The organism is Embleya sp. NPDC050493 (genome assembly GCF_044458105.1).
GTDB lineage: Bacteria > Actinomycetota > Actinomycetes > Streptomycetales > Streptomycetaceae > Embleya.
In genome coordinates this window covers 40,544-65,508 of sequence record NZ_JBITHP010000009.1, presented here as the reverse complement: position 1 = coordinate 65,508, position 24,965 = coordinate 40,544, and the positions used below count along the sequence as shown (strand labels likewise).

At 72.1% G+C, this 24,965-nt stretch carries 18 protein-coding genes and 1 pseudogene; 12 read left to right on the top strand and 7 right to left on the bottom strand.

The window, feature by feature from the left end; all coding sequences use genetic code 11:
* The first annotated feature begins 9 nt into the window (after positions 1-9).
* From cydB to ACIBM5_RS19310, 4 genes are all read left to right on the top strand, one after another.
* Positions 10-1,047 (top strand): cytochrome d ubiquinol oxidase subunit II, encoded by a 1,038-nt coding sequence (cydB, locus tag ACIBM5_RS19325; protein WP_396007988.1) that lies wholly within the window; start codon positions 10-12, stop codon positions 1,045-1,047.
* Between the two features lie 101 nt (positions 1,048-1,148).
* The gene (gene cydD, locus ACIBM5_RS19320) at positions 1,149-4,709 is read left to right on the top strand and encodes a thiol reductant ABC exporter subunit CydD (protein WP_396007987.1); all 3,561 of its coding nucleotides are present in this window, start codon (positions 1,149-1,151) and stop codon (positions 4,707-4,709) included.
* Between the two features lie 226 nt (positions 4,710-4,935).
* The gene (locus ACIBM5_RS19315; RefSeq protein WP_396007986.1) at positions 4,936-6,693 is read left to right on the top strand and encodes a GAF domain-containing protein; all 1,758 of its coding nucleotides are present in this window, start codon (positions 4,936-4,938) and stop codon (positions 6,691-6,693) included.
* 93 nt (positions 6,694-6,786) lie between these two features.
* Complete coding sequence (locus ACIBM5_RS19310) at positions 6,787-7,857, top strand: medium chain dehydrogenase/reductase family protein (protein ID WP_396007985.1); 1,071 nt, start codon at positions 6,787-6,789, stop codon at positions 7,855-7,857.
* A 283-nt stretch (positions 7,858-8,140) separates the two neighbouring features.
* Here ACIBM5_RS19310 and ACIBM5_RS19305 read toward each other — a convergent pair whose 3' ends face one another.
* A complete protein-coding gene (locus ACIBM5_RS19305) occupies positions 8,141-8,797 on the bottom strand; it encodes a response regulator (RefSeq protein WP_396007984.1) in 657 nt (218 codons plus the stop codon).
* Between the two features lie 363 nt (positions 8,798-9,160).
* Here ACIBM5_RS19305 and pdhA point away from each other — a divergent pair, with 363 nt between their 5' ends.
* The 4 genes from pdhA (at position 9,161) to ACIBM5_RS19285 (ending at position 14,175) form a co-directional block, all read left to right on the top strand.
* Positions 9,161-10,288: a pyruvate dehydrogenase (acetyl-transferring) E1 component subunit alpha gene (pdhA, locus tag ACIBM5_RS19300; protein WP_391587201.1), complete on the top strand. Its 1,128-nt coding sequence runs from the start codon at positions 9,161-9,163 to the stop codon at positions 10,286-10,288.
* A gap of 35 nt (positions 10,289-10,323) precedes the next feature.
* A complete protein-coding gene (locus ACIBM5_RS19295; protein ID WP_396008155.1) occupies positions 10,324-11,289 on the top strand; it encodes an alpha-ketoacid dehydrogenase subunit beta in 966 nt (321 codons plus the stop codon).
* Between the two features lie 32 nt (positions 11,290-11,321).
* Complete coding sequence (locus ACIBM5_RS19290) at positions 11,322-12,722, top strand: dihydrolipoamide acetyltransferase family protein (RefSeq protein WP_396008154.1); 1,401 nt, start codon at positions 11,322-11,324, stop codon at positions 12,720-12,722.
* 172 nt (positions 12,723-12,894) lie between these two features.
* A complete protein-coding gene (locus tag ACIBM5_RS19285) occupies positions 12,895-14,175 on the top strand; it encodes a nitrate/nitrite transporter (RefSeq protein ID WP_396008153.1) in 1,281 nt (426 codons plus the stop codon).
* A gap of 19 nt (positions 14,176-14,194) precedes the next feature.
* Here the strand turns inward: ACIBM5_RS19285 and ACIBM5_RS19280 are convergent, their stop codons facing one another.
* Positions 14,195-15,007 (bottom strand): maleylpyruvate isomerase family mycothiol-dependent enzyme, encoded by an 813-nt coding sequence (locus ACIBM5_RS19280; RefSeq protein ID WP_391587200.1) that lies wholly within the window; start codon positions 15,005-15,007, stop codon positions 14,195-14,197.
* Positions 15,008-15,155: 148 nt separating this feature from the next.
* On the opposite strand from ACIBM5_RS19280, the gene ACIBM5_RS19275 reads away from it, so the two are divergent.
* Complete coding sequence (locus ACIBM5_RS19275) at positions 15,156-15,929, top strand: carbon-nitrogen family hydrolase (protein WP_396007983.1); 774 nt, start codon at positions 15,156-15,158, stop codon at positions 15,927-15,929.
* 218 nt (positions 15,930-16,147) lie between these two features.
* Here the strand turns inward: ACIBM5_RS19275 and ACIBM5_RS19270 are convergent, their stop codons facing one another.
* Positions 16,148-16,696 carry an LURP-one-related/scramblase family protein gene (locus ACIBM5_RS19270; protein WP_391587198.1) on the bottom strand — a complete coding sequence of 183 codons (549 nt, stop codon included), beginning with the start codon at positions 16,694-16,696 and terminating at the stop codon, positions 16,148-16,150.
* 159 nt (positions 16,697-16,855) lie between these two features.
* Between ACIBM5_RS19270 and ACIBM5_RS19265 the strand changes: the two are divergent.
* Positions 16,856-18,304, top strand: a pseudogene (locus tag ACIBM5_RS19265) (thioredoxin-like domain-containing protein); the annotation flags it as partial.
* Between the two features lie 174 nt (positions 18,305-18,478).
* On the opposite strand, the gene ACIBM5_RS19260 reads toward ACIBM5_RS19265, so the two are convergent.
* The 3 genes from ACIBM5_RS19260 to ACIBM5_RS19250 all read right to left on the bottom strand — a co-directional run bounded on the left by ACIBM5_RS19260 (position 18,479) and on the right by ACIBM5_RS19250 (position 21,296).
* Positions 18,479-18,769, bottom strand: coding sequence for a hypothetical protein (locus ACIBM5_RS19260; RefSeq protein ID WP_391587197.1), 291 nt, complete (start codon positions 18,767-18,769; stop codon positions 18,479-18,481).
* Between the two features lie 131 nt (positions 18,770-18,900).
* Complete coding sequence (locus ACIBM5_RS19255) at positions 18,901-20,187, bottom strand: M18 family aminopeptidase (RefSeq protein ID WP_396007982.1); 1,287 nt, start codon at positions 20,185-20,187, stop codon at positions 18,901-18,903.
* 317 nt (positions 20,188-20,504) lie between these two features.
* Positions 20,505-21,296, bottom strand: coding sequence for a maleylpyruvate isomerase family mycothiol-dependent enzyme (locus ACIBM5_RS19250; RefSeq protein ID WP_396007981.1), 792 nt, complete (start codon positions 21,294-21,296; stop codon positions 20,505-20,507).
* 648 nt (positions 21,297-21,944) lie between these two features.
* Here ACIBM5_RS19250 and ACIBM5_RS19245 point away from each other — a divergent pair.
* Positions 21,945-22,841: a hypothetical protein gene (locus tag ACIBM5_RS19245; protein ID WP_396007980.1), complete on the top strand. Its 897-nt coding sequence runs from the start codon at positions 21,945-21,947 to the stop codon at positions 22,839-22,841.
* A 134-nt stretch (positions 22,842-22,975) separates the two neighbouring features.
* Here ACIBM5_RS19245 and ACIBM5_RS19240 read toward each other — a convergent pair whose 3' ends face one another.
* Positions 22,976-24,094 (bottom strand): PP2C family protein-serine/threonine phosphatase, encoded by a 1,119-nt coding sequence (locus tag ACIBM5_RS19240; RefSeq protein ID WP_396007979.1) that lies wholly within the window; start codon positions 24,092-24,094, stop codon positions 22,976-22,978.
* A gap of 197 nt (positions 24,095-24,291) precedes the next feature.
* Here ACIBM5_RS19240 and ACIBM5_RS19235 point away from each other — a divergent pair, with 197 nt between their 5' ends.
* Positions 24,292-24,915 (top strand): TetR/AcrR family transcriptional regulator, encoded by a 624-nt coding sequence (locus tag ACIBM5_RS19235; RefSeq protein WP_396007978.1) that lies wholly within the window; start codon positions 24,292-24,294, stop codon positions 24,913-24,915.
* The last annotated feature ends 50 nt before the right edge of the window (positions 24,916-24,965 follow it).

Sequence of the window (24,965 nt, the reverse complement as noted above, 5' to 3'; positions counted from 1 at the left end):
GAGAGTGACATGGGACTCAACGAATTCTGGTTCCTGCTGATCGCCGTCCTGTGGATCGGCTACTTCTTCCTCGAAGGCTTCGACTTCGGTGTCGGCATCCTGACCAGGGTGCTGGCCCGGAACGAGACCGAGCGCCGGGTGCTGATCAACACCATCGGCCCGGTGTGGGACGGCAACGAGGTCTGGCTGATCACCGCGGGCGGGGCCACCTTCGCCGCGTTCCCCGAGTGGTACGCCACCTTGTTCAGCGGCTTCTACCTGCCGCTGTTGCTGATCCTGGTCGCGCTGATCCTGCGCGGGGTCGCTTTCGAGTACCGGGCCAAACGCGACGAGGACCGCTGGAAGCGCGGCTGGGAACAGGCGATCTTCTGGGGCTCGCTGGTACCCGCCTTCATGTGGGGCGTCGCGTTCGCGAACATCACGCGCGGGGTGAAGATCGACGCGGACAAGGAGTACGTCGGCAACCTGCTCGACCTGCTCAACCCGTACGCGCTGCTCGGCGGCGTGGTCACCACGGTGCTCTTCACCTTCCACGGTGCGGTGTTCGTCGCGCTCAAGACCAACGGCGACATCCGGGTCCGGGCCAACGCGCTGGCCGGGAGGCTGGGCCTGGCCACCGCCGTGCTGGCGGCGGCGTTCCTGATCTGGACCCAGGCGCAACACGGCAACGGCCGCACCCTGGTCGCGCTGATCGTCGCGGTGGTGGCCCTGGTGGCCGCGCTGGGGATGAACCGGATCGGCCGCGAGGGCTGGGCGTTCGCCCTGTCCGGCGTGACAGTGATCGCCGCGGTGGCGATGCTGTTCCTGTCGCTGTTCCCGAACGTGATGCCCTCCAGCCTGGACTCGGCGTGGAACCTGACCATCCACAACGCGTCCTCGACGCCGTACACGCTCAAGATCATGACCTGGGTCGCCGGCTTCATGACCCCGATCGTGTTGTGCTACCAGGCCTGGACGTACTGGGTGTTCCGCAAGCGGATCAGCACCCGGAGCATCCCGACCAAGCCGGCCTTCGGTGCCGCCGCGGCCGACCTGGTCGGCAAGTAGCGGACCCGTTGCCGCACCCGGCGACGTTCACCCCGTCGCGGCGACCGGCACCGGTCGCCGCGTAGGACCGCATCGACGACGTACCGACGAAAGAGCGGCTCGTGAAGCCTGTAGACCCGCGCCTGCTGACCCACGCCCGTGCCACCCGGGGCTTTCTGGCCCTGACCGTGGTGCTGGGCACGGCGGGCGCGGGTCTCGTGCTCGTCCAGGCGGGCCTGCTCGCCCGGGTGATCGTGGCGGCCTTCGAGGAGGGGGCCGCGGTCGACGACCTGTGGCCGGAGCTGGGCCTGCTCGCCGGCGTGATCGCGGCCCGTTCGGCGATCTCCTGGCTCACCGAGGTGATCGCGCACCGCACCTCGGCGGCGGTGAAGTCGCAACTGCGGTCGCGACTGCTCGCGCACGTGGTCCGGCTCGGCCCGGCCTGGGCGAACAACGAGCGCTCCGGTGAGCTGACCACGCTGGCCACCCGCGGCGTGGACGCGCTCGACGGCTACTTCGCCCGCTACCTGCCGCAGTTGATCCTGTCCGTCACCGTGCCGGTCGCGGTGCTCGCGCGCGTGGTGTTCGGCGACTGGATCTCGGCGGTGACGATCGTGGTCACCCTGCCGCTGATCCCGCTGTTCATGGCGCTGATCGGGATGGCCACCCAGAAGTACATGGACCGGCAGTGGACGGTGCTCAACCGGCTGGCCGGGCACTTCCTGGACGTGGTCGCCGGACTGCCCACCCTCAAGGTGTTCGGCCGGGCCAAGGCCCAGGCGAGGTCGATCCGCACGATCACCGACGACTACCGCCGGGCCACGCTCAAGACCTTGCGGATCGCGTTCCTGTCCTCGTTCGCGCTCGAACTGCTCGCCACCATCTCGGTCGCGCTGGTCGCGGTCGGCGTCGGCCTGCGCCTGGTCGACGGCGAGCTGAGCCTGGAGACCGCGCTCGTGGTGCTGATCCTGGCACCCGAGGCATATCTGCCGCTGCGTCAGGTCGGTGCCGAGTATCACGCCAGCGTCGAGGGGGTGAGCGCCGCGGACCGGGTGTTCGCCGTCCTGGAGACCACCCCCGACGCACCCGCCGGGACCGCGCCGGTGCCCGACCCGCGCTCGGCCGAGCTGGTGCTGACCGGCCTGACCGTGCGGCACGAGGGTCGGGCCGCCGCGGCGCCCGCCGAGCTGGATCTGACCGTACGACCGGGCGAGACGATCGCGCTGACCGGGCCCAGCGGGTGCGGCAAGTCCACCGTGCTCGCGGTATTGCTCGGCTTTACCCGGCCGACGGCGGGTCGGGTCACCGTGGGCGGCGTGGACCTGGCCGAGCTGGACCCCGACGCGTGGCGGGCCCGGATCGCGTGGGTCCCGCAGCGGCCCTACCTGTTCGCGGGCACGATCGGCGCCAACGTGCGCCTGGCCCGTCCGGACGCAGGCGACGCCGAGGTGCACGACGCGCTGGTCGCGGCCGGTGCGGCGGACTTCGTGGCGGCCTCGGGGGGCCTGGCTGCGCCGCTCGGCGAGGACGGCGCCGGCCTGTCCGCCGGACAGCGGCAACGCCTCGCGCTGGCCCGGGCGTTCCTGGCCGACCGGCCGATCCTGCTGCTGGACGAGCCGACCTCGAACCTGGACGGCGACGCCGAGGCGACCATCGTCGAGGCGGTCCGCCGGCTGGCGGTCGGGCGGACGGTCGTGCTGGTCGCACACCGGCCCGCGCTGCTGCCGTTGGCCGATCGGGTGGTGGCCGTGGGCGCGGGGGCGGCGGGGTCGGATCCGGCGGGCGCACACCCGGCGGGCGCGGCCCGGGCGCCCGCACCGGAGATCGAGGCGGCGCGGGCGGCGGACGACGTCCCGGCCGTGGAGCGGCCCTTCGAGCGGCCGACGGAGCAACCCTTCGAGCGTGCCCTCGCGGACCCGCCGGTCCTCGCCGGGGCCGGGCCCGGCCGCCGACTGCTCGCGCTGGCCCGGCCGTTGCGCGCCCGACTCGCGCTCGCGGTGTTGTGCGGGGCACTCGCGCTGGGTAGCTCGGTCGGCCTCATGGCCACCTCGGCGTGGCTGATCTCGCGTGCGTCCGAGCATCCGCCGGTACTCACCCTGATGGTCGCGGTCACCGGCGTGCGGGCCTTCGGCGTCTCCCGCGCGGTGTTCCGCTACGCCGAGCGGCTGATCGGGCACGACGCGGCGTTTCGGATCCTGGCCCGGTTGCGGGTGCGGGTGTACGAACGCCTGGAGCGGCTGGCGCCGGCCGGTCTGCCCGCCTTCCGACGCGGTGACCTGCTCTCCCGGCTGGTCGCCGACGTGGACGCGGTACAGGACTTCTTCCTGCGCGCGCTCCTGCCCGCGTGTGTGGCGGCCGTGGTCGGCGCGGGCGCGGTGCTCACCGTCGCACTGGTGCTGCCCGAGGCCGGCGCGGTGTTGCTGCTCGGTCTGCTCGCCGCAGGCGTGCTGGTGCCGTGGCTGGCCGGCCGGGTCGCCCGGCGGGCCGAACGCCGGGTCGCCGCGGTCCGCGGCGAACTCGCCGGTGCCGTGGTCGACCTGCTGCGCGGCACGCCCGAACTGATCGCGGCGGGCCGTGCGCTCGCCCGGCTGGCCGAGGTGGCCGAGGTGGACGCGCGGTTGCGCGCGACCGAGGCGGGGCAGGCCCGGGGCGCGGGTGTCGGGGCCGGGCTGGCGGCGCTGGTGTCCGGCGCGACGGTATGGGCATCCGCCCTGGTGGGCGTCGCGGCGGTGCACGCCGACCGGTTGAGCGGTGTGTTGCTCGCGCTGGTGGTGCTCACCCCGCTCGCCGCGTTCGAGGCCACCGTCGTGCTGCCCGCCGCCGGCCGGCATCTGGAGAGCTCGCGTAGGGCCGCGGCCCGGGTGTTCGAGGTGATCGACGCGCCCGAGCCGGTCCACGAGCCCGCCGCGCCGCGCGCCCTGCCCGCCGCACCGCGCCCGTTGCTGGTGCGCGACCTGCACGCGCGCTGGACCCCGGACGGCCCGCCCGCCCTCGCCGGCGTCGACCTCGAACTCACCCCGGGCAAGCGGCTCGCGGTGGTCGGCGCGAGCGGGTCGGGCAAGACCACGCTGGCCCACGTGCTGCTGCGCTTCCTGGACCCGGCGGCGGGCGCGGTGACCCTGGCCGGCGTACCGATCACCGACCTCGCCGGGGACGACGTGCGGCGCGTGATCGGGCTGTGTGCGCAGGACGCGCACGTCTTCGACAGCTCGCTGCGGGAGAACCTGCGCCTGGCCCGACCGGGCTGCGACGAGGACGCGATGCGCGCGGCGCTGGCCCGGGCCCGGCTGCTGGACTGGGTGGACACGCTGCCCCAGGGGCTGGACACGATGGTCGGCGAACACGGCGCCCGGCTGTCCGGCGGCCAGCGGCAACGGCTCGCGCTGGCCCGCGCGCTGCTCGCCGACTTCGAGATCCTGCTGCTGGACGAGCCCGCCGAACACCTCGATCTGCCCACGGCCGACGCGCTGACGGCCGACCTGCTGGACGCGACCCGGGGACGGACCACCCTGCTGGTCACCCATCGGCTCACCGGGTTGCACGCGGTGGACGAGATCGTCGTGCTGGCCGAGGGGCGGGTGCTGCAACGCGGGACGTGGGGGCGGTTGAGTACCGAGCCCGGGGCGTTTCGGGCGCTGCTCGACCGGGAGTCCGCGGTGGGGGCGGTCGCGGCGGGGGCGTGAGGCGGGCGCGCGGATCCGAAACGGGTACGCCCGGACGCGGGTCCGGGGTCCGGGTGCTTCGGGTGCGTGCCGCTCGGGTGCGCGTAGGTGTGCTTGTTGCACGCGCGGCCGGATGCGCGTGCATCTGCGTGTGCGGACCGGTACCCGTGATTCGTGGGCGGGGTCCGCACGCGTGTCCGGGATGTTTTGTCGCTTTCATCAGTATTTGCCCACATAGGCTGCATCCATGGTGAACGCGACCGGCAGCAGTGCCGACGGCGCCGACGAGCCCGACGGGACGGATCGGTCCGACCGCACGCCCGAAGCGGCCGTAACCGCCCGGGCCTCGCTCGGTCTGGACGACCTGATGGCCGAGGTGGTCGAGCGGCTCGGCTCGGCGGCGGCGGTCGGGGATCGTCTCCAGGGCCTCCTCGAAGCGGTGATCGCGGTCGGTGCCGACCTGGACCTGCACACCACGCTGCGCCGGATCGTCGAGGCCGCCGCCGACCTGGTGGACGCGCGCTACGCCGCGCTCGGGGTGATCGGCACCGAGCACAACCTGTCCGACTTCATCACCGTCGGCATCGCCGAGGAGGACCGCGAGCGGATCGGCGAACTTCCGCACGGGCGGGGGATCCTGGGTCTGCTGATCGACCACCCCGAGCCGCTGCGGCTGGACGATCTGAGCCGGCATCCCGCGTCCTACGGATTTCCGCCGAACCACCCCGCGATGCACTCGTTCCTGGGTGTGCCGATCCGGGTGCGCGACGAGGTGTTCGGCAATCTGTACCTGACCGAGAAGCGCGGCAGGCCGGACTTCAGCGTCGAGGACAAGCAGGTGGTCCGGGCGCTCGCGGCGGCGGCCGGGGTGGCCATCGAGAACGCGCGCCTGTTCGAGAGCGCGGCCCGCCGGGAGAAATGGATCATGGGCTCGGCGGACGTCACCACGGCGCTGCTGACCACGCAGGACCCGGACGAGGCACTCGCCGTGGTGGCCGAGCACGCCCGCAGCCTGGCCGAGGCGGACTTCGCCGCGATGTACCTGCCCCAGCCGGACGGCTCCTACCTGGTCGAGTTCACCTCCGGCGAGGACCTCGCGGGGCTGGGCGGCACGGTGGTCGCGCAGGGCAGCCCGATCGCGGAGGCGATCAACACCGGTCGCAGCATCTTCATCGCGGACATGAGCACCGATCCGAACGTGATGCTGGACCAGTCCCGCTGCTTCGGGCCGGGCCTGTTCGTGCCGCTGATCGCCGGCGAGCGGATCCTGGGCGCGCTCGAGTTGGACAAGCGCATCGGCGCGGTCCCGTTCAACCGGACCGAGCGCTCGATGGCCCAGGCGTTCGGCGGTCAGGCGGCGATCGCACTGATGCTGGCGAGCGCACAGCGCGACCGGGAACGGCTGGCCGTGTTCGAGGACCGCGACCGGATCGCCCGAGACCTGCACGACCTGGTCATCCAGCGGCTGTTCGCGACCGGGATGATGCTCCAGGGCGCGGCCCGCTTGGCGCGGGTGCCGGCCGTGACCGTCCGGATCAACCAGGCCGTGGACGAACTCGACGCGACGATCCGCGAAGTGCGCAGCACCATCTTCGCGTTGCAGAATTCGCCGCGCGAGGAGCCGGTCGGGGTCCGCGGCCGGGTGCTGCGCGAGGCGAGCATGTCGGCCGCCACGCTCGGCTTCGAGCCGACGGTCACCTTCGCGGGTCCGGTCGACTCGACCGTGCCGGACGAGATCGCCGAGCAACTCCTCGCCGCACTGCGCGAGGCCCTCTCCAATGCCTCGCGCCATGCGCACGCGTCCCGGGTCGAGGTGAACCTGGCGGTGGCCGGCGGCACGGTCGACCTGACGGTCACCGACGACGGCGTGGGCATCCCGCCCGGCGGTCGACGCAGCGGCCTGGCCAACCTGGCCGGTCGCGCGACGGAACTGGGCGGCCGGGCGGAGTTCGGGCCCGGTCCGGGGGGCCGCGGGACGACGGTGACCTGGTCGGTACCGCTCTGACCGGAAGTTCGTGAATCGATGCTTGACATGCTAGTGGCATGCACTTAAGTTAGAGGGCATAACAAACACTACTGGTAATCACCTGGAGTCGTGATGAATGCCATCGCCACCGAGACCACCGCCGAGACCACCGCCGACTCGGTCACCGAGATCGTGCTGCCGGGCATCGTCGAGCCCTCCGGCCTGGAGGTCCGGGTGCGCCCGGCGCCGGAGCCGGCGGTCGGGGAGGTCCTGCTCGCGGTCGAGGCGTCGGGGGTTTCCTTCGCCGAGCAGCAGATGCGTCGCGGCAAGTACTACGACCAGCCGGCCTTCCCGTTCGTGCCCGGCTACGACCTGGTCGGCACGGTCCTGCGGGTCGGCCCCGGCGGCGATGCCGCGCTGGTCGGCCGCCGGTTCGCCGCGCTGACCAAGGTGGGCGGGTGGGCGAGCCTGACGGTGCTTCCGGCCGCCGACCTGGTCGAGGTACCCGAGGGCATCGACCCGGCCGAGGCCGAGACGGTGGTCGTCAACGGGATCACCGCGTGGCAGATGTTGCACCGCCGGGCCGCGATCCGCCGCGGGCAGACCATCCTGGTGCACGGCGCCAACGGCGGCGTGGGATCGACCCTGGTCCAGTTGGCCACGCAGGCCGGCGTCCGGGTCATCGGCACCGCCTCGCCGCGCCACAACGACGCGGTCCGTGCGCTGGGCGCGATCCCGCTGGACTACCGGGCCGCCGACCTGCCCGCGCAGGTCCGCGCGCACGCCCCGCACGGTGTCGACGCCGTCTTCGACCACGTCGGCGGCAAGGGGATCGTCGACTCGTTCGGGCTGCTCGCCCGCGGCGGCACCCTCGTCTCGTACGGGACGGCCGCCACCAAGAACGAGCCCGGCTCCTCCCGGCTGCCCGTGCTCCGGCTGATCGCCCGTCTCCTGTGGTGGCACCTGCTGCCCAACGGCCGGCGCACGCACTTCTACAACATCTGGGCCGGCAAGCGCCGCCCGGCGACCTTCCGGGCCCGCCTGCGCGCCGACCTGACCGAGGTCTTCGCCCTGCTCGCCGCCGGCACCATCACCGCCCAGGTCGCGGCCCGCATCCCGCTGAGCCGAGCCGCCGACGCACTCGCACTGGCCGAGTCGGGCACGGTCACCGGCAAGGTGGTGCTGGTCCCGGACGCACGCTGACGCACCACCATCCGACGCCGCGACCGCTCAAGGGACCCCGCCATGCCCCTGAACCGCTCCCTTGCCAACCCGTCGCACTGGGCAAGTACCGCCCTGATGACCGCCCTTGCCCTGGGCTCACCGGCGCGCCCCTCGCCCCGACCGCCCCGGCCGGCGACCCCCGCCCACCTGCCCCGAGCCACCGACACGACATCGACGAGACCCCGCCGACACCCGTGACCACGCCGGACGGCACCCGGGCCGGGGCGAATCCTCGCTCCGCCGCCGAGGCCCCCGCTGCCCCCTATCGCCGCTTCTCCGCCTTCTGCCGGGCCACGTACGCGGCCGCCTGGGTGCGGCGTTCCATGCCCAGCTTCGCGAGCAGGCTGGAGACGTAGTTCTTGACCGTCTTCTCCGCCAGGTGCATCTCGGTGCCGATCCGGCGGTTCGTCATGCCCTCGCCGATCAGGTCGAGGATGCGGCGCTCCTGGTCGCTCAGGGCCGCCAGGCGCTCGTCGCCGTGGGTGCCGCCGCGCAGGCGTTCCAGGACGCGGGCGGTGGCGGCCGGGTCGAGCAGGGATTTGCCGGCGGCCACGTCGCGGACCGCGCCGACCAGGTCGGAGCCGCGGATGTCCTTCAGTACGTAGCCGGAGGCGCCCGCCATGATCGCGTCGAACAGCGCCTCGTCGTCGGAGAAGGACGTGAGCATCAGACAGCGCACGTCGGGCAGTCGGGCCCGGATCTCGCGACACACCTCGACCCCGCTGCCGTCCGGCAGCCGCACGTCGAGCACCGCGACCTGTGGCCGGGTCGCCGCGATGCGCGCCAGCGCCTCGGCGGCGGTGCCCGCCTCGCCGACCACGTCGATGTCGTCCTCGATCGACAACAACTCGTGGACGCCGCGACGGACCACCTCGTGGTCATCGAGGAGAAATACCCGAATACTTCCCTGATCGCTCACTTGTCCAGGTTCGCATGTACACCGTCCGGGTGCCCGGTTGATGCCTCCGGAAGGGGCGGACGGGTCCGACACGCGGCTGTTTGTCGAGGAACGACAAACAGTGCCGCCACGTTCGGGCCGGTCGCCACTACGTGCCGGCGGGACTGGTGGGTAACGTTGCGGTGTGCGGTTTCCGAACCGCATGCCTGTGCGCAGGTGCCTCCCGGATTCACCCGGGAATTCCTAGGAAATCCTAGGAAGTACAGCCACCAATCGCCGTGTCTGCACATCAAGGTAGCCGCGCACACCCCGCGCGGAACCGGGCCCGGCGATCCGGACCCGGTCCACGGCGACCCCGCGGACCGGACAGACGGAGGAGAGAACGTGGCAGTGGACAGTACGGACGGAACATTGTTTCCGCCCGATTCCGGAGCCGGTCCAGAACTGATCCAGTTGCTCACCCCGGAGGGCGAGCGGGTCGAGCATCCCGATTACTCGATCGACCTGTCCGATGACGAATACCTGAGTCTGTACCGCGACCTGGTTCTGGTGCGTCGCTTCGATGCCGAGGCCACCGCGCTGCAACGGCAGGGCGAACTGGGCCTGTGGGCCTCGCTGCTCGGCCAGGAAGCCGCGCAGATCGGGTCCGGACGGGCACTGAGTCCGGACGACTATGTGTTTCCCACCTATCGTGAACACGGCGTCGCCTGGTGTCGCGGCGTGGACCCGCTGAATCTGCTCGGGATGTTCCGCGGCGTCAACCACGGCGGTTGGGATCCGCGCGAGAACAATTTCCAGCTCTACACGATCGTCATCGGCGCCCAGACCCTGCACGGCGTCGGATACGCGATGGGCGTGCAACGCGACGGCAGCGATGGCGCGGTCGTCACGTATTTCGGTGACGGCGCCTCCAGCCAGGGCGATGTCAACGAGGCATTCACCTTCGCGGCGGTGTTCAACGCGCCCGTGGTGTTCTTCTGCCAGAACAATCAATGGGCCATCTCCGAACCCACCGAACGGCAGACGAAGGTGCCGCTGTATCGGCGCGCCGCCGGATTCGGCTTTCCCGGGGTTCGGGTGGACGGAAACGACGTGCTCGCGTGCCTCGCGGTGACCAGGGCGGCTTTGGCCCGGGCCCGGCGCGGCGAGGGCCCGATGCTGATCGAGGCGTTCACCTACCGAATGGGCGCGCACACCACTTCCGACGACCCGACCCGCTATCGGTTGAACGCGGAATTGGAGGAGTGGCGGCTCAAGGACCCGATCGAGCGGCTCAAGGCATACCTGCACAAGCAGGGCATCGGTACCCCCGAGTTCTTCGCGGCCCTGGAGGTCGAGAGCGAGGAATTGGGCAAGCGCGTACGCAACGGTGTGCGCACGATGCCGGACCCCGATCCGGTGTCGATGTTCGCGCACGTGTACGCCGATTCGCACACTCTCGTGGACCGGGAACGGGCCGAGTTCGAGGCTTACCACGCGTCCTTCGTCGACGCCGGGGAGGACGGGCACTGATGGCTGCCGCACAGGCGACGGGCACGACCCGTCCGATGTCGATGGTGCAGGCGCTCAACACGGGGCTGCGCAAGTCCCTGGAGAGCGACCCCAAGGTCTTGATCATGGGCGAGGACATCGGCAAGCTCGGCGGTGTCTTCCGGGTCACCGACGGTTTGCAGAAGGACTTCGGCGAGGACCGGGTGGTGGACACCCCGTTGGCCGAGTCCGGCATCGTCGGCACCGCGATCGGCCTGGCCCTCGCGGGCTACCGACCGGTCGTGGAGATCCAGTTCGACGGCTTCGTCTTCCCCGCCTTCGACCAGATCGTCACCCAACTGGCCAAGATGCACGCCCGTTCGCTCGGCTACGTCCGACTGCCGATCGTCATCCGCATTCCGTTCGGCGGCGGGATCGGCGCGGTCGAGCACCACAGCGAGTCGCCCGAGGCGTACTTCGCGCACACCGCGGGCCTGCGGGTGGTGTCGTGCTCGAACCCGGTGGACGCCTACTGGATGATCCAGCAGGCGATCGCCTCCGACGACCCGGTGATCTTCCTGGAGCCCAAGCGGCGCTACTGGACCAAGGCCGAGGTGGACACCGCCGCGACCCCGGGCCCGCTGTACGGCTCCCGCGTGGTGCGCCCGGGCAACGCCTGCACGCTGGTCGCCTACGGGCCGATGGTGGCGACCTGCCTGGAGGCCGCGGCGGCGGCGGCCGAGGAGGGGCGCGAGTTGGAGGTGATCGACCTGCGCTCGTTGTCCCCGCTGGACGTCGACGCGGTCGAGGAGTCGGTCAAGCGCACGGGTCACCTCGTCGTCGTGCACGAGGCCCCGTCGTTCCTGGGTATCGGCGCGGAGGTCGCGGCGACGATCACCGAGCGCTGCTTCTACCACCTGGAGGCGCCGGTGCTCCGGGTCGGCGGCTATCACACGCCGTATCCGCCGTCCCGGGTCGAGGAGGACTACCTCCCCGACCTGGACCGTGTGCTCGATGCCGTCGACCGTTCCCTGGCCTGGTGAGGAATCCCGTGTCCGAGGTGAAGAAGTTCCTGATGCCCGACGTCGGCGAGGGGCTCGAAGAGGCCGACATCGTCGTATGGCACGTCAAGGTCGGCGACGAGGTGAGTGACGGCCAGGTCATGGTCGAGGTGGAGACGGCGAAGGCCCTGGTCGAGCTGCCGTGTCCGTTCGACGGGGTGGTGACCGAACTCCTGGCCGCCGAGGGCGACACGGTCGCGGTCGGCGCTCCGATCATCGCGGTGGCGCCGAGCGGTACGCAGGTGCCCGCCGCCGCGGCCGAACCGGCCGACACCCGGGAAGAGGCCCTCGCGGCGGACCTCGTGCCCGAACCCGAGACGCCCGAACCCGCGGCGCCCGAGCCCGTTCCGGCCGCCGAGCCGGAGAAGAAGGACACCCGGACGGCGGTGCTGGTCGGGTACGGCGTGCGCACCACGTCCGGCCGGCGGCGGGCCCGCAAGACGGACACGGCCGCGCCCGCGCCGGTGGTCCGCGCGGCCAACGGCTCGGCGCACCCGGGTCCGCCGACGTCGGGCTCGCCCGCGGCCGGCTCGATCGCGCTCGCCAAGCCGCCGGTCCGCAAGCTGGCCCGGGACCTGGGCGTGGACCTCGCGTCGGTGCTCCCCTCGGGCCCCGGCGGAACGGTCACCCGTGAGGACGTACACGCGGCCGCCCGCCCCGCGCCCGCCGCCGCCCCGGCCGCCTTCGCGGCGACCGGACCCGGCGAGAGCGTCACGGGCGAGCGGCGCATCCCGGTCAAGGGGGTGCGCAAGGCGACCGCGCAGGCCATGGTGGCGAGCGCGTTCTCCGCGCCGCACGTCACCGAATGGGTGACGGTGGACGTGACCCGCACCGTCAAGCTCGTGCGCAAGCTGCGCGAGTTGCCCGATTTCGCGGACATCAAGGTGAGTCCGCTGCTCCTGGTCGCCCGGGCGCTGCTCGTGGCGATCGCCCGGCACCCGGAGATCAACGCGTCCTGGGACGAGCCGAACCAGGAGATCGTCGTCCGCGATCGCATCAACCTGGGCATCGCCGCGGCGACGCCGCGCGGGTTGATCGTGCCGAACATCAAGGACGCGGGCGGCAAGAGCCTGACCGCGTTGGCCGGCGCACTCACCGAGCTGGTGGCCACCGCTCGGGACGGGCGCACCTCGCCCGCCGACATGGCCGGCGGCACGGTGACCATCACCAACGTGGGCGTGTTCGGGGTGGACGGCGGCACACCGATCCTCAACCCGGGCGAGGCCGCGATCCTGGCGGTGGGCGCGATCCGCGAGCAACCGTGGGTGCACAAGGGCAGGGTCAAGCCCCGGCAGGTGACCACCCTCTCGCTGTCCTTCGACCACCGGATGGTGGACGGCGAGTTGGGCTCGCGGGTGCTGGCCGACGTGGCCCAGATGCTGGAGCGGCCGAAGTTGTTGTTCGTCCGCGGCTGACGCCTCCGGCGCCGGTGGCCCGCGTACGGCGGGTCGTCCACGGGCGTACGGCCGGGTCCCTTTTCGGGGCCCGGCCGTACGTATGTCCGAGGGCGTCCCCTAATGTGTATGTACTGTGAAACCATCTGCGGACACAGCCCCCTCCCGGCCCGGCGGCGGCATCGCCTGGATCATGTGGGCGGTCGCGGCTTCGGTATACGTCGTCGCGGTGTTCCACCGCAGCAGTCTCGGCGTGGCCGGGATCGACGCGCAGGAGCGGTTCGGCGTCTCCGCTTCGCAGCTCTCGCTGTTCCCCATGCTGCAACTGCTCGTCTACGCGGGCCTGCAGATACCCGTCGGTGCGCTGACCGACCGGCTCGGCGCCAAACGGGTGCTCGGCTGCGGGCTGGTGCTGATGACGGCGGGTCAGTTCACCTTCGCGTTCGCGCACGGCTTCACCGGCGCCGTACTCGCCCGGGTGCTGGTCGGCATGGGCGACGCGATGACGTTCGTCAGTGTGCTGCGGGTGGTGTCGGTGTGGTTCCCGGCGAACCGGGTCGCCGTGTTGACCCAGTTGACCGCACTGCTCGGGATGGCCGGCAACCTCGCCGGTGCCACGCCGCTGGCCGGCGCGCTGCACGCGTTCGGCTGGAGCCGGACCTTCGCGGTCTCCGCCGGGGTGGGGGTGGCGGTCCTGGTCGTGGTGCTGCTCGTGCTGCGTGACAACCCCGGAGCGACGAGGCGGGTACGGCCGGCCGGCGGTCCGGGCATGTGGTCCCAGGTGCGCGCGGCGTGGGCCGAACCCGGCACCCGGCTCGGCCTGTGGGTGCACTGGGCGTGCGGCTGCCTGCCGCAGGTCTTCCTGATGTTGTGGGGTTTCCCGTTCCTGGTCGAGGGCCAGGGCCTGGCCAAGGGCACCGCGAGCGCGCTGCTGACCGTGTCGATCGTGATCAACATGTTCGCGTGCCTGGTGGTCGGCCCGCTGGTGACCCGCCGGCCGGGCAGCAGGCTGATGTTGTGTGTGGGGCAGCCGATCCTGGCCCTGGTGTTGTGGGCCGCCGTGCTGATCCCGGCCGAGCCCTCGCCGCTGTGGCTGCTGGTCGTGCTCGCGCTGGTGATCGGCCCGGGCGGGGCGCTGTCCCTGGTCGGCATGGAGTTCGCCCGGGACGGCAATCCGGCGCAGCGCCTGGGCACGGTGTCGGGCATCGTCAACGTCGGCGGGTTCGCCGCCGCGACCCTGTGCCTGTTCGCGATCGGCCTGGTCCTGGACCTGGTCGAGCCGGGCGGCGGTGCGCACGGGTTGAACGCGTACCGCGTCGCGATGGCCGTCCAGGCCGTACCGCTGCTGCTCGGCGTCGTCCAGGTGCTGCGCTACGCCCGCAAGGTCGCGGGGCGGGGCCGCCGGGCCGAGCCGGTGTGTGTGGTGGCGGCGGGGCGCGCACCGGAGCGGGAGAGCGTTCCCGACGCCGGCTGACGCCCCGCCGTCGGCGGTGTCAGGGCGTGACGGCCATGTTGTCCAGGATCCGCCGGGCCAGATCGGGGTCGCCCTCGACCTTGACGTCGGCCCGGCCGGCGGCGACCCGGCCGCACATCAGCCGGACGAACGTCTCCCAGTCGGTGGAGATCAGCACGAGCGGTCCCAGTGGCACCCGCCCGTCCAGCCGACCCCGGCCGTTCTCGTCGACGGTGACCGTGCGCATGAACTCCACCGGCCCGTTCACGTCGAACACCACCGATGCGCCGGCGGGCGCCTTGGCGTCCTTGGCCACCACCCGGGCCAGTCCGGTGAGCAGGAAGTCGCGGGTGATCAGCGCGGCGGGCGAGTCCAGGTTGCCGGGCACCCCGATCGCGCGCCGCACGTCCTGTTCGTGCACCCACACGTCGAATACCCGCTGGGTGAGCAGGAACCGGTACGGGACGCTGCGGCCCATGATGCCGCGCACCTCGTCGTCCGGCCCCCGATCGCTCTCGTCGAGCATCCGGCGCCGACGCAGGATCACGTACTCCAATTCGCCGGTCATCTCCGGCGACGTGTGGCAGCGCCGCACGTCCACGGGTATCTCGGTGTAGCGGCTGAATTCGTCGTGCACGTGTCGCAGATCACGCGGCAGCGTGTGGATCGGCCGCGGATCGCCGAGCAGTTCCAGCTCGATCCCGATCACGTGCGACACGATGTCTCGGACCGACCAGCCCGGACATTCGGTCGCGCTGCTCCACCGACCCTCGGTCAGGGTGGAGACCAGATCTTTGAGGGAGCGAATCGAGTGCTCCCAGGCGTCGGCGTGCGTTTTCAGGTCGTTGGTCACGAACTACCTCTTGTCGCTGCGTCACCGGTCGGGTGGGGGGTGCGACCGTTGCTTTGACGTGGTCCCGGATCCTGGCAGGCACGTTACGCTGCAAAAGATCCCGCGGTCAGCCCGTTCGCGGGAAGCAAGCGGTGTAGGTGAGGGGAAAGTGCGCGTTTCGCTCGTACAACTCGACGTCGACCCGGCAGTGCCCGCCCGGGAACGCCTGGCCGAGGTCTCCGCCCTGGTGCGCAGCCGGCGCGGCGACCATCTGGTGGTCCTGCCCGAGCTGTGGTTGCACACCGGTTGGGTCTACGACGGTTGGGAGTCGGATGCCGAGACCGTACGCGGACCGGTCGCCCAGACCATGGCCCGCGCGGCTCGCGACGCCGGGGTCTGGTTGCACGCCGGCAGCATCATCGAGCGCGGTGCGGATCAAAACCTCTACAACACCTCGCTGGTCTTCGACCCGGACGGCGCGCTGCGCGGCACCTACCGCAAGATCCACCGCTTCGGCTTCACCGGCGGCGAGGCCGCGCTGATCTCGCGCGGTACCGAGCTTGCCCAGGTGCGCATGCCGTGGGCCGCGGTGGGCCTGGCGACCTGCTACGACCTGCGCTTCCCGGAACTGTTCCGGCGGATCCTGGACGCGGGCGCGGAAGTGCTGGTGCTGCCCGCCGCGTGGCCGGCGCGACGGGTCGAGCACTGGCGGGTGTTGTCCCGCGCCCGCGCGATCGAGAATCAGATGTTCGTGCTCGCGTGCAACGCGACCGGCACCCAGGGCGGCGAGGCGATGGGTGGGCACAGCATGGTGATCGACCCGTGGGGCGAGATCGTCGCCGAGGCCGGCACCGAACAGACCGTGCTCACCGCCGAGATCGACCCGGCGCTGGTGGCCAAGACCCGCGAGGACTTCCCGGTGCTGCGGAACCGCGTCATGTGAGCACGCCGGGCCGGCCTACTGCCGGAACTGTTTGCGCACCCGCCCCTGGGCGTCGAACGCCGTGAGGGTGTAGGCGGGTGCGGCCGAGCGGGCCACCACCACGAGTGCGTAGACGCGCCCCCTGGGATCTCAACCGTGCCCCCTTCCACCCGAACAGACGTGTGGAAGGGAGCCGTTCCATGCCGCGCCGCGACGATCGCCGACGGATCGGCGGCCGTTCAGTCGTCGTCCTCGCTCAACCGGTCCACGCACACCGCGATCGCGATGATCAGCGCATGATCCCACCCGGGTGCGATGTCGACGCCGTAGGTGTCGCGCACCCGCAGCCACTTGCGGGTGATCTGCGCGACCGGCCCGTTCGGCCCGGTGATGCCGTACTCGTGGTTGAACATGTCGCCGCGCACCGAGAGTTCGATGCCGACCGCGAGATCGACCTCGAAGGCCTCGTGCAGCGGCGTGAACATCTTCTTGCGCACCGTGGCGACCGTCTCGCCGGTCGCGTCCTCGATTTTCATCGAGTGGTGGATGCTCATGATCTTCTTCTTCACGGTGGCCAACACCGTGCCGGCCGCGTCCTTGAGCTCCAGCCGGTCGTGCAGCGTCAGCGCCTTGCCGTCGACCAGATAGACCTTCTCGCCGGATTCCGTCGTGACCCAGAAGTCGTCGCCGATCGCGAACATCTTCTCGCGCACGAGATAGCGGCCGGGAGCGACTCCCGGATAGAGCTGCGCTCCGTCGTACTCGTCCCCGAACACTGCTGCCTCCACGATGACTACGCCTTGTCGGGCAGACTGCCCGAAATGGCGGCGTTCAGTCGTGCGGGCGCACGTGCGTGCGGCGCGCGGATACACCCGGTTGGGTGGGGCGCGGCCGGTACACGCGCCGGCCGGGGGTCGCCGGCCGACCCGGATGGTTCACTTCGGATCATGAGCAGCACCGCGCGCCGAGCCCGGATCCGGGCCCCCGAGTTGTCCGGTTCCGGCGGCTGGATCAACACCGACGGACCCGGACCGACACTGGCCGGGCTGCGCGGGCGGATCGTGCTGCTGGACTTCTGGACCTCGGCGTGCGTGAACTGCCACCACGTGCTGGCCGAACTGCGCCCGATCGAGGAGCGCCACCGCGACGTGCTGACCGTGATCGGCGTGCACTCGCCCAAGTTCGAGCACGAGGCGGACCACGGCACGGTGGTCTGCGCGGTGCAGCGACACGAGTTGCGGCATCCGGTCCTGGACGACCCCGAGCTGAGCACGTGGAAGCAGTACGCGGTGCACGCGTGGCCGACCCTGGTGGTCGTCGACCCCGAGGGCTATGTGGTCGCGCAACTGTCCGGCGAGGGCCACGCGAGCGAGATCGAGGCGCTGATCGCCGACCTGGTGATCGAGCACGAGGGCAAGGGCACGCTGCACCGGGCCGCGGAGGACTTCGAGCGACCCGACGCGCCGCGCACCGACCTGCGCTTCCCGGGCCAGCTGCTGCGGTTGCCCTCCGGCGCGCTGCTGGTCGCCGACACCGGGCACCATTCGCTGGCCGAACTCTCCGACGACGGCCGTACGGTGCTGCGCCGGATCGGTACCGGGCGGCGCGGGCTGCTCGACGGCGGGCCCCGGCACGCGATGCTGGCCGAGCCGCACGGGATGGCCCTGTTGCCGCCCGAGGTGGCCGCGCACGTGCGGTACGACGTCGTGGTCGCGGACACCGCCAATCACGCGCTGCGCGGCGTCTCGCTGGCCACCGGATCGATCCGCACGGTCGCGGGCACCGGACGAGCGCGCCGGCGCGGCGCGGAGGACCACGGCGCGGCCCGCACGATCGACCTCTCCAGCCCGTGGGACGTGGCGTGGTTCGGCGGCCGGATCATCGTGGCGATGGCGGGTGTACACCAGCTGTGGGAGTTCGACCCGGTCGGCGAGGGCATGGGGGTGCTGGCCGGCACGACCGACGAGGGCATGGAGGACGGCCCGGTCGACACCGCCTGCTTCGCCCAGCCGTCCGGCCTGGCCGTGTCACCGGATCGGCACACGTTGTGGGTGGTGGACGCGGAGAGTTCGGCGCTGCGCCGCCTGGTGGACGGCCGGATCGAGACGGTGGTCGGTCGCGGGTTGTTCGACTTCGGCCTGCGCGACGGACCGGCCGAACACGCGCTGTTCCAGCACCCCTTGGGCGTGGACACGCTGCCGGACGGCTCGGTCGTGGTCGCGGACACCTACAACGGCGCACTGCGCCGCTACGACCCCTCGGACGGGTTCGTGTCCACCGTCCTGGGCGACCTCGCCGAACCGGCCGCCGTGGCGGTGGTCGCCGACCTGGACGAGGACCTCTACCTGACCGTGGTCGAGTCCGCGGCCCACCGGGTCCGCAAACTCCGCATGCCGCACATCTGAGGCCGCGCGGGCGGCGACGAGGCCGTGCGGCGGCCTGCCTCGCTCCGGGCCCGGCCGCCCGGGCATGTCCCGCGACCACCCGCAACGGAAACGACCGCGGCTCCGGAGTGGGAGGGGGAGGACTCCGGAGCCGCGGTCGTCGGGGGGTGGTGCCGAGATGGTCTGTCAGCGTCGGTAGTAGCGGCGCCTCGGCCGCTCCTCGACGATCTGTTCGACGGGCGGCTCGACGTAGCCTCCCGTGGGCGGCGGCTGCACATAGCCGGCCGGCGGCGGGTTCAGCACGGCGTCGCGGCGCCGCGGCCCCCACACCATCAGGAACAGTGCGATGCCCACGACTCCGGCGATCATCAGCACGACGCCGACCACGTCGATGTTGATGCCGGACACGCTCCAGTCGGTGGCGAAGGTCAGGATCGCGCCCACCGCGATCAACAGGATGCCCGCTCCGATGCCCATGAGTCCGTTCACTCCGATCCGCTGATGTGCGGCGGGTTTTCGCGGCGCCCGATCAACCGGACGCCCGATTGACTGTCGGCTCGCGCCTACCCGGAGTCCCGGAACCCATGCCCACGCATTCGCGGCGACGTTCAGCCCTCCAGGAACGCGGCGGCGGCCGAGGCGAGCAGGAACGGGTCGTCGGCGCCGCACAGTTCACGGGAGGAGTGCATGGACAGGCACGCGGTGCCCACGTCCACCGTCTCGATGCCCAGGCGCGTCGCGGTGATCGGGCCGATGGTGGAGCCGCACGGGATCGAGTTGATCCCGACGAAGATCTGCGCCGGCACCCCCGCGCGTTCGCACGCCGCGGTCCACACGGCCCGGCCGCGAGCGTCCGTCGCGTAGCGCTGGTTGGTGTTGACCTTCAGGATCGGGCCGCCGTTGGGCACCGGGTGGTGGCCCGGCTCGTGCCGGCCGACGTAGTTCGGGTGCACCGCGTGGCCGACGTCGCTGGAGAGGTGGAACGAGTCGGCGAACGCGCGGGCGCGGTCCTCCAGCGAACCGCCGCGGGCGCTGACGATCCGGGTCAGCACCGTCTCCAGGAGCGGACCGGCGGCGCCCGTGGTGGACTCGCTGCCGGTCTCCTCGTGATCGAACGCGCCGAACACCGGGATGTGCGTCACCTTGTCGTGCGCGGCGGCGAGCAGCGCGGCCAGGCCCGCGTGCACGGACAGCAGGTTGTCCAGCCGGGGCGAGGCGACCAGTTCGCGATCGCGGCCGAGGTAGCCGGGCTTCTGCACGTCGTGGACCATCAGGTCCCACCCGGTGACGTCGCCGGCGGCCACGCCGGTCTCCTCGGCGACGAACCGGATCAGCGCGCCCTCGTCCACCGTGCCCAGCCCCCAGATCGGGGTCATGTGCTGCTGCTTGTCCAACTGCAGCCCCGCCTCGTTGACCGAGCGGTCGAGGTGGATGGCCAACTGCGGCACCCGCAGCAACGGCCGGTCCACGAACACCAGGTGCTCGCTGCCGTCGCGCAGCACGATCCGGCCGGACAGACCGAGGTCGCGGTCGAGCCAGGAGTTCAACAGCGGCCCGCCGTACACCTCGACGGCCACCTGTCGCCAGCCCGCCGCCCCGGTGTCCGGACGCGGCTTCACCCGCAGCGTCGGCGAGTCGGTGTGCGCTCCCACGATCCGGAAGCCGCGCGTGCTCTCGGCGCCCTCCGGCACGTACCAGGCCACGATCGCGCCCCCACGCAGCACGTACCGCCCGCCCGCCCCGCCGTCCCACGCCGCCGTCTCCACCAGCCGCCGAAAGCCCGCCGCCTCCAGCCGCGCGGCCACCTTCGCCGCCGCGTGGTAGGGGGAGGGGCAGGCACCGATGAACTCGATCAGGTCGTCGGTGTGACTCCGGTCGAAGCGAGGCGAGGGCATACATACTCCAAGGGCCACGGCCGGCCGGCCGCGAAGATCGTCAGGGGCTCTCCGACCACGAGACTACGCCCCGCCGAACCGCCGAGGCCGCCCCCACACCCCCAGCCGAAAGGGGTGAGGAACGGCCCCGAGGACCCTCGCACCGGCGCCGCCCGGGCCCGTCGTTTGCCCGGACCCCGCGCTCGTACGACCGCCCGCGCCGGGGCTGGGGGGCCGGGGCTGCGGGGCCGGGGGTGCCGCCTTCGAACCTCGACCCTCGCCCCCGAGCCACGGATGCGGCCGGCGGGTACCCGGTCCGAGCCGGCCCGGACGTCCGATCAGCCGAAGCTCACTCGTTCCCACCAGAAGTTCAGCAGTTCGGCGTCGCCGAGGATCTCCACGTCGGCCTCGGCAGGGGTGCGTCGCTTGTAGGTGACCAGCAGCAGGTCGACCAGCGGGCCGCGGACGGCCACCGCGGCCTTCTCGTGCGCGCGGCGCCAGGTGATGTGCTCGCCGGTCAGGTCGACCACCCATTCCGCGCCGGCCGCGGGTGCGGTGTCGGTGGCGTGGAGGTGGATGGTGCGGTCGGGGCCGAGGAGTTCGCGCATCCGGGGGTGGACCTCGAAATGGAAGGGGAGGGAGCCCAGTTCCATCCATTCGTCGAGGGCGTCGGCGGCCACCTCGTGATCGAGGGTGAACTTCGCGCCGAGGGCCAGGGTCGCATCGGCGCGGTGGACGACCGTCTCGTGGGTGAAGCGGCGGGCGTAGAAGCCCGTGGTGCCGCCCGTGACGGGGGTCCAGAGCTCGGCGTCGGGGCCGGCGGCGCGAAGGGTGTCGGCGAGGCGTTCGGCGCCCTCGGCGAGCCAGGGGCCCAGGACGGCGGGGTCCTCGTGGGTGTACGCGGACAGGTCCCTGAAGTGTTCGTCGGAGAGCGGTCCCGTCGCCCTGGTCCGCACCGTCTCCTCGGCCCAGCGCTGGCCACCGCCGAGGTGCCGCAGCAACTGGCCGACGTTCCAGCCGGGACACGAGGGAACCGGGACGGTCAGGTCCGTGCCCTCGATCGTGGCGCGGAGCAGGTCGATCTGGGCGACGATCTCGGAGCAGTGGCGGTCGTGGCTCAGGGAAGTCATGCGGCCACGGTAGAGCGGCGCCCGGACAGGTGGCGTGTTCGGCGCGAGGCGTGCGCCGGGCTGCCCACGCCGGGCGAATCCGCGGCGCGGCGGACGCGGGAGGGTGCCCGGACGGCCGCGCCGCGATCGGGCGCGCGGGTCCGACCGGATCGGCCGGCACCGGCCTGCCGGGCTCGGGTCGGTGGGGATCCGCCCCGGCCAGTACGCCCCGGGTCGGCGTGGTCACGATCGCGTCGACCACCTCGTGTCGGGGCGGATCGTCCTCCTGAGCCGCCTCCCGGCCCGCGTACGGCAGCGCCCGGAACGTGCGGCGGGCCCCGCCTGCGGGGGCGCGGGGGTGCTCTCTGCCGGCCCGCACGGGCAGCACCGCGTCGACCACGTCGTCATCGCCGCTCGATTCGTCCCAGGCCCGTCCCGAGCGCCCACCTCGCCTGCCCCGGGGGGTGATCGGTGTACACGGAAGGAAATCGGTCGGCAACCCGCCGCAACCCCCCTCGGGGATGGGCGTCTTAGTAATCGAGGGCAAGGAAGACGGCAGCGGAGCCCCGGAGCGGGAACCCGTCCGCCCGGCCGCCGGCCCGACTCCGTGTCGACATTCTTTGAGACACCGATTCCCCAGGGGAGAACTCCGCCATGCAAATGCCCGCTATGAGCCGTTTCACGAAGAAGATCGGCATCTCCGGCGCGGCCGTCGTCACCCTCGCTCTCCTCACCCCGATCCTGCCCGGCATGGCCGGAACCGCCTACGCCTGCGGGGACGGCGACGGCACGGCGCAGGCAGCCGCGACCACGGGCACCCAGAAGGACTGGGACAAGGTCTCCGCCACCCTGTCCGGCGTGCCGGCCAAGGTCACCCGAGGCGCCACCTTCACGGCCCGGCTCACCGTCACCAACAACTCCAAGGTCGAACTCGGCCAAATCCCGGTGGGCGTCGGCCTCGGTCTGCTCGACAACGGCGAGAACGACTCGCCCGACGGCCGCCTGCACCACGGCGGCGCGAAGGACGTGGACATCCGCTACACACTCCCCGGCCGGGCTCCGCAGCGCCTCGCGGTCAAGCCCGGGTGCGACCCCGTTCTCGGCGGGCGGTTCGTCATCAACGGCGGCGGCCACCCCGGCAGTACCACCACCGTCACGATCCAGGTCACGGTCAAGACCACCACCCCCGTACAGGTGACCACCGGGCACCTCGCCGCGGGAGCCGTTCGCGGCCGAGCGGCCTACCGGGAGTTCGCGCTCGGCAAGGCCGCTCCGCAGCCGACGCCTCCCACGAGGCCCACGGCCAAGCCCACGCCCGCCAAGCCCACGCCCGCCAAGCCCACGCCGGCCAAGCCCGCTCCCGCGAAGCCCGCCGCGGTCCTGGGGGATGCCGAGCCTGCCGTGACCTCTTCGCCCGCCACGACCGCCGCCGCTCCGCTGCCGGCCGCCCTTGCCGAGACCGGCGGCCCCGCGCTCGCCCCCGCGCTCGCCGCCGCCGCGGCCGGCCTCGCCCTGGTCGGCACCACCACGATCGTGCTCGCCAAGCGCCGCCGCCCGACCGCCTGACGGCCCGGGGGGGGGGGGGGGGGGGGGGGGGGGGGGGGGGGGGGCGGCGCGCCCCCCCCCCCCCCCCCCCCCCCCCCCCGGCGAAGGTCACCGGCCTGCGGCCGGACACCCGACCCCGCTGCCCGGCCGATGAATCAGGCCGGGTTGCGGAGTGCTTCCAGGGTCCGAGCCGGCTTGACCACCTTCTTCAGCGGGCCGGTCAGGGTCACCGCGAGCAGGGCCGCGTCGTCCTCGAGTTTGCCGCCCACGTGGGCGAGCAGGCCCTGCTCGACCGCGTCCAGCATCGCCGCGGCGTCGTTGTGCGCGTGGACGGCGAGGTGATGGGCCAGTGCGTAGAAGGTGCCGGAGGCGTCCCGGGCCTCGGTCACCCCGTCCGTGTGCAGCAGCAGTACGTCCCCGGGCCGAAAGCGGACCTCCTCCACCGAGCGCGCCGTGGCCGCCGGCAGCAGGCCCATGCCCAGCGGCAGTCCCGCCTCGGCGATCACCTCGCCGACCGTGCCGCCGCGGACCAGCAGCGGCGATGGATGGCCGCAGGCCAGGACCTGCATCGTGCCCTCGCCCGGACACAGCTCGACCATCACCGCGGTGACGAAGTCCTCGCTGCCGAGTTGTCGATTCAGGCTGCGATCCACCCGCATGCCGACCTCGCCCAGGGTCGGCGCGTCGTAGGCCGCCTCGCGGAACGCGCCCAGCGTCCGGGCCGCCATGTCGACCGCCTCCAAGCCCTTGCCGCGCACGTCGCCGAGCAGCACCCGCACCCCGTACGGCGTCTCCAGCACCTCGTACAGATCGCCGCCGATGGACGCCTCCTCGGCCGCCGCCCGATAGCGCACCGCGAAGCCGAACCGGCCGATCGTGCGGGGCACCGGCCGCAGTAGCGCGCGCTGGGCCACCTCCGCCACCGACTGCACCCGGTGCAGCCGGGCGTCCTGGCGGCGACGCTCCCAGCCGACCCAGCAGCCGAACAGGGTGACGATCAGGATCGCCGCCGAGACGCCGGTGGAGTTCTTGTACTCACCGTAGTCACTGCTGTACATTTCCGGCCGCAACAACAGTCGGGTGATCAACGCCACGGCTCCGGCCACCGCCGTCATCCACGGTCGGTAGGCCATCGCCACGACCGCCGGCACGGCGATCAACACCGCGTGCATGTCCAGGTAGGGCGGAGCGAACACCCGACTCAGCAGCACTGCCACATACAAACCCGCTGCCACCGGAACGGCTCGGCCGGCGGGGAGGGCCATGGCAGGCATGTATCGGGACCTTTCGTTGACGCGAGGGGGGACGACCGACGACCGACTGCCCTCCATCGTCACGTGCGCGGTGGCACTCGGACAGGGGCGAAGGTCCCATTAGCTCCAAAACGTATCCAAACCTGGCCAAACAGGCACTTGACAGCACCGCCATTCGTGTCGGAACCCGGCCCTCACCCAGGCCATATGCTGCGCGCATGCCGCGTGACTCCGGCCCCACCAGGCGCCGCATCGTCGAGGCCGCCGAGCTTTTGTTCGCGCGGCACGGTCTCGACGTGCCGTTGCAGGACATCACCCGCGCGGCCGGACAGCGCAACGCCGGCGCGATCCACTACCACTTCGGCGGTCGCGAGGGACTGCTGCGCGCGATCGTCGAACAGCACGTCCCGATCGTCTACGCACGCCGCCAGGCGCTGCTGGCCGAGGCGCGCGAGCAGCCGCACCTGTCCGGCTTCGCCCGTGCGATCGTGCTGCCGATCACCGAGTTGCTCAACGGTTCGCCCGCCGACCGGGCCTACCTCCAGATCTCGGTCGAGCTGCTGCGCGACGCGACCTCGCCGGTGACGCCGCTGCTGGGCGGTGAGGACGTCCAGGACGTGGTGGACGCGGTCGCCGCGGCGCGGCCCGACCTGCAGGCGACGGCGCTGCAGACGCGCACCTTCCTGGTCACCCAGATGGTCGGCATGCTGTGTGCGGCCCGCGCCGCGCGGCACAGCCGGCCGGCCCGCCCGGACGCGATCGTGCCCACCGGCCTGCTCGGTCCGGATGCCTTCGACGACCACCTGACCTCGATCGTCGCGGGCGCACTGGCCGGCGACTGAACCGACCGGGGGCCTCGCCGGCCGTCGCGCCGCGCCGCGCCCGCCCGTCC

Bases quoted from the DNA above. Each gene is read 5' to 3' on its own strand.
- cydB (WP_396007988.1), top strand. From the start codon at position 10: ATGGGACTCAACGAATTCTGGTTCCTGCTGATCGCCGTCCTGTGGATC.
- ACIBM5_RS19315 (WP_396007986.1), top strand. From the start codon at position 4,936: ATGGTGAACGCGACCGGCAGCAGTGCCGACGGCGCCGACGAGCCCGAC.
- ACIBM5_RS19310 (WP_396007985.1), top strand. From the start codon at position 6,787: ATGAATGCCATCGCCACCGAGACCACCGCCGAGACCACCGCCGACTCG.
- ACIBM5_RS19295 (WP_396008155.1), top strand. From the start codon at position 10,324: ATGTCGATGGTGCAGGCGCTCAACACGGGGCTGCGCAAGTCCCTGGAG.
- ACIBM5_RS19290 (WP_396008154.1), top strand. From the start codon at position 11,322: ATGCCCGACGTCGGCGAGGGGCTCGAAGAGGCCGACATCGTCGTATGG.
- ACIBM5_RS19285 (WP_396008153.1), top strand. From the start codon at position 12,895: ATGTGGGCGGTCGCGGCTTCGGTATACGTCGTCGCGGTGTTCCACCGC.
- ACIBM5_RS19260 (WP_391587197.1), bottom strand. From the start codon at position 18,769: ATGGGCATCGGAGCGGGCATCCTGTTGATCGCGGTGGGCGCGATCCTG.
- ACIBM5_RS19255 (WP_396007982.1), bottom strand. From the start codon at position 20,187: ATGCCCTCGCCTCGCTTCGACCGGAGTCACACCGACGACCTGATCGAG.
- ACIBM5_RS19250 (WP_396007981.1), bottom strand. From the start codon at position 21,296: ATGACTTCCCTGAGCCACGACCGCCACTGCTCCGAGATCGTCGCCCAG.
- ACIBM5_RS19245 (WP_396007980.1), top strand. From the start codon at position 21,945: ATGAGCCGTTTCACGAAGAAGATCGGCATCTCCGGCGCGGCCGTCGTC.
- ACIBM5_RS19240 (WP_396007979.1), bottom strand. From the start codon at position 24,094: ATGCCTGCCATGGCCCTCCCCGCCGGCCGAGCCGTTCCGGTGGCAGCG.
- ACIBM5_RS19235 (WP_396007978.1), top strand. From the start codon at position 24,292: ATGCCGCGTGACTCCGGCCCCACCAGGCGCCGCATCGTCGAGGCCGCC.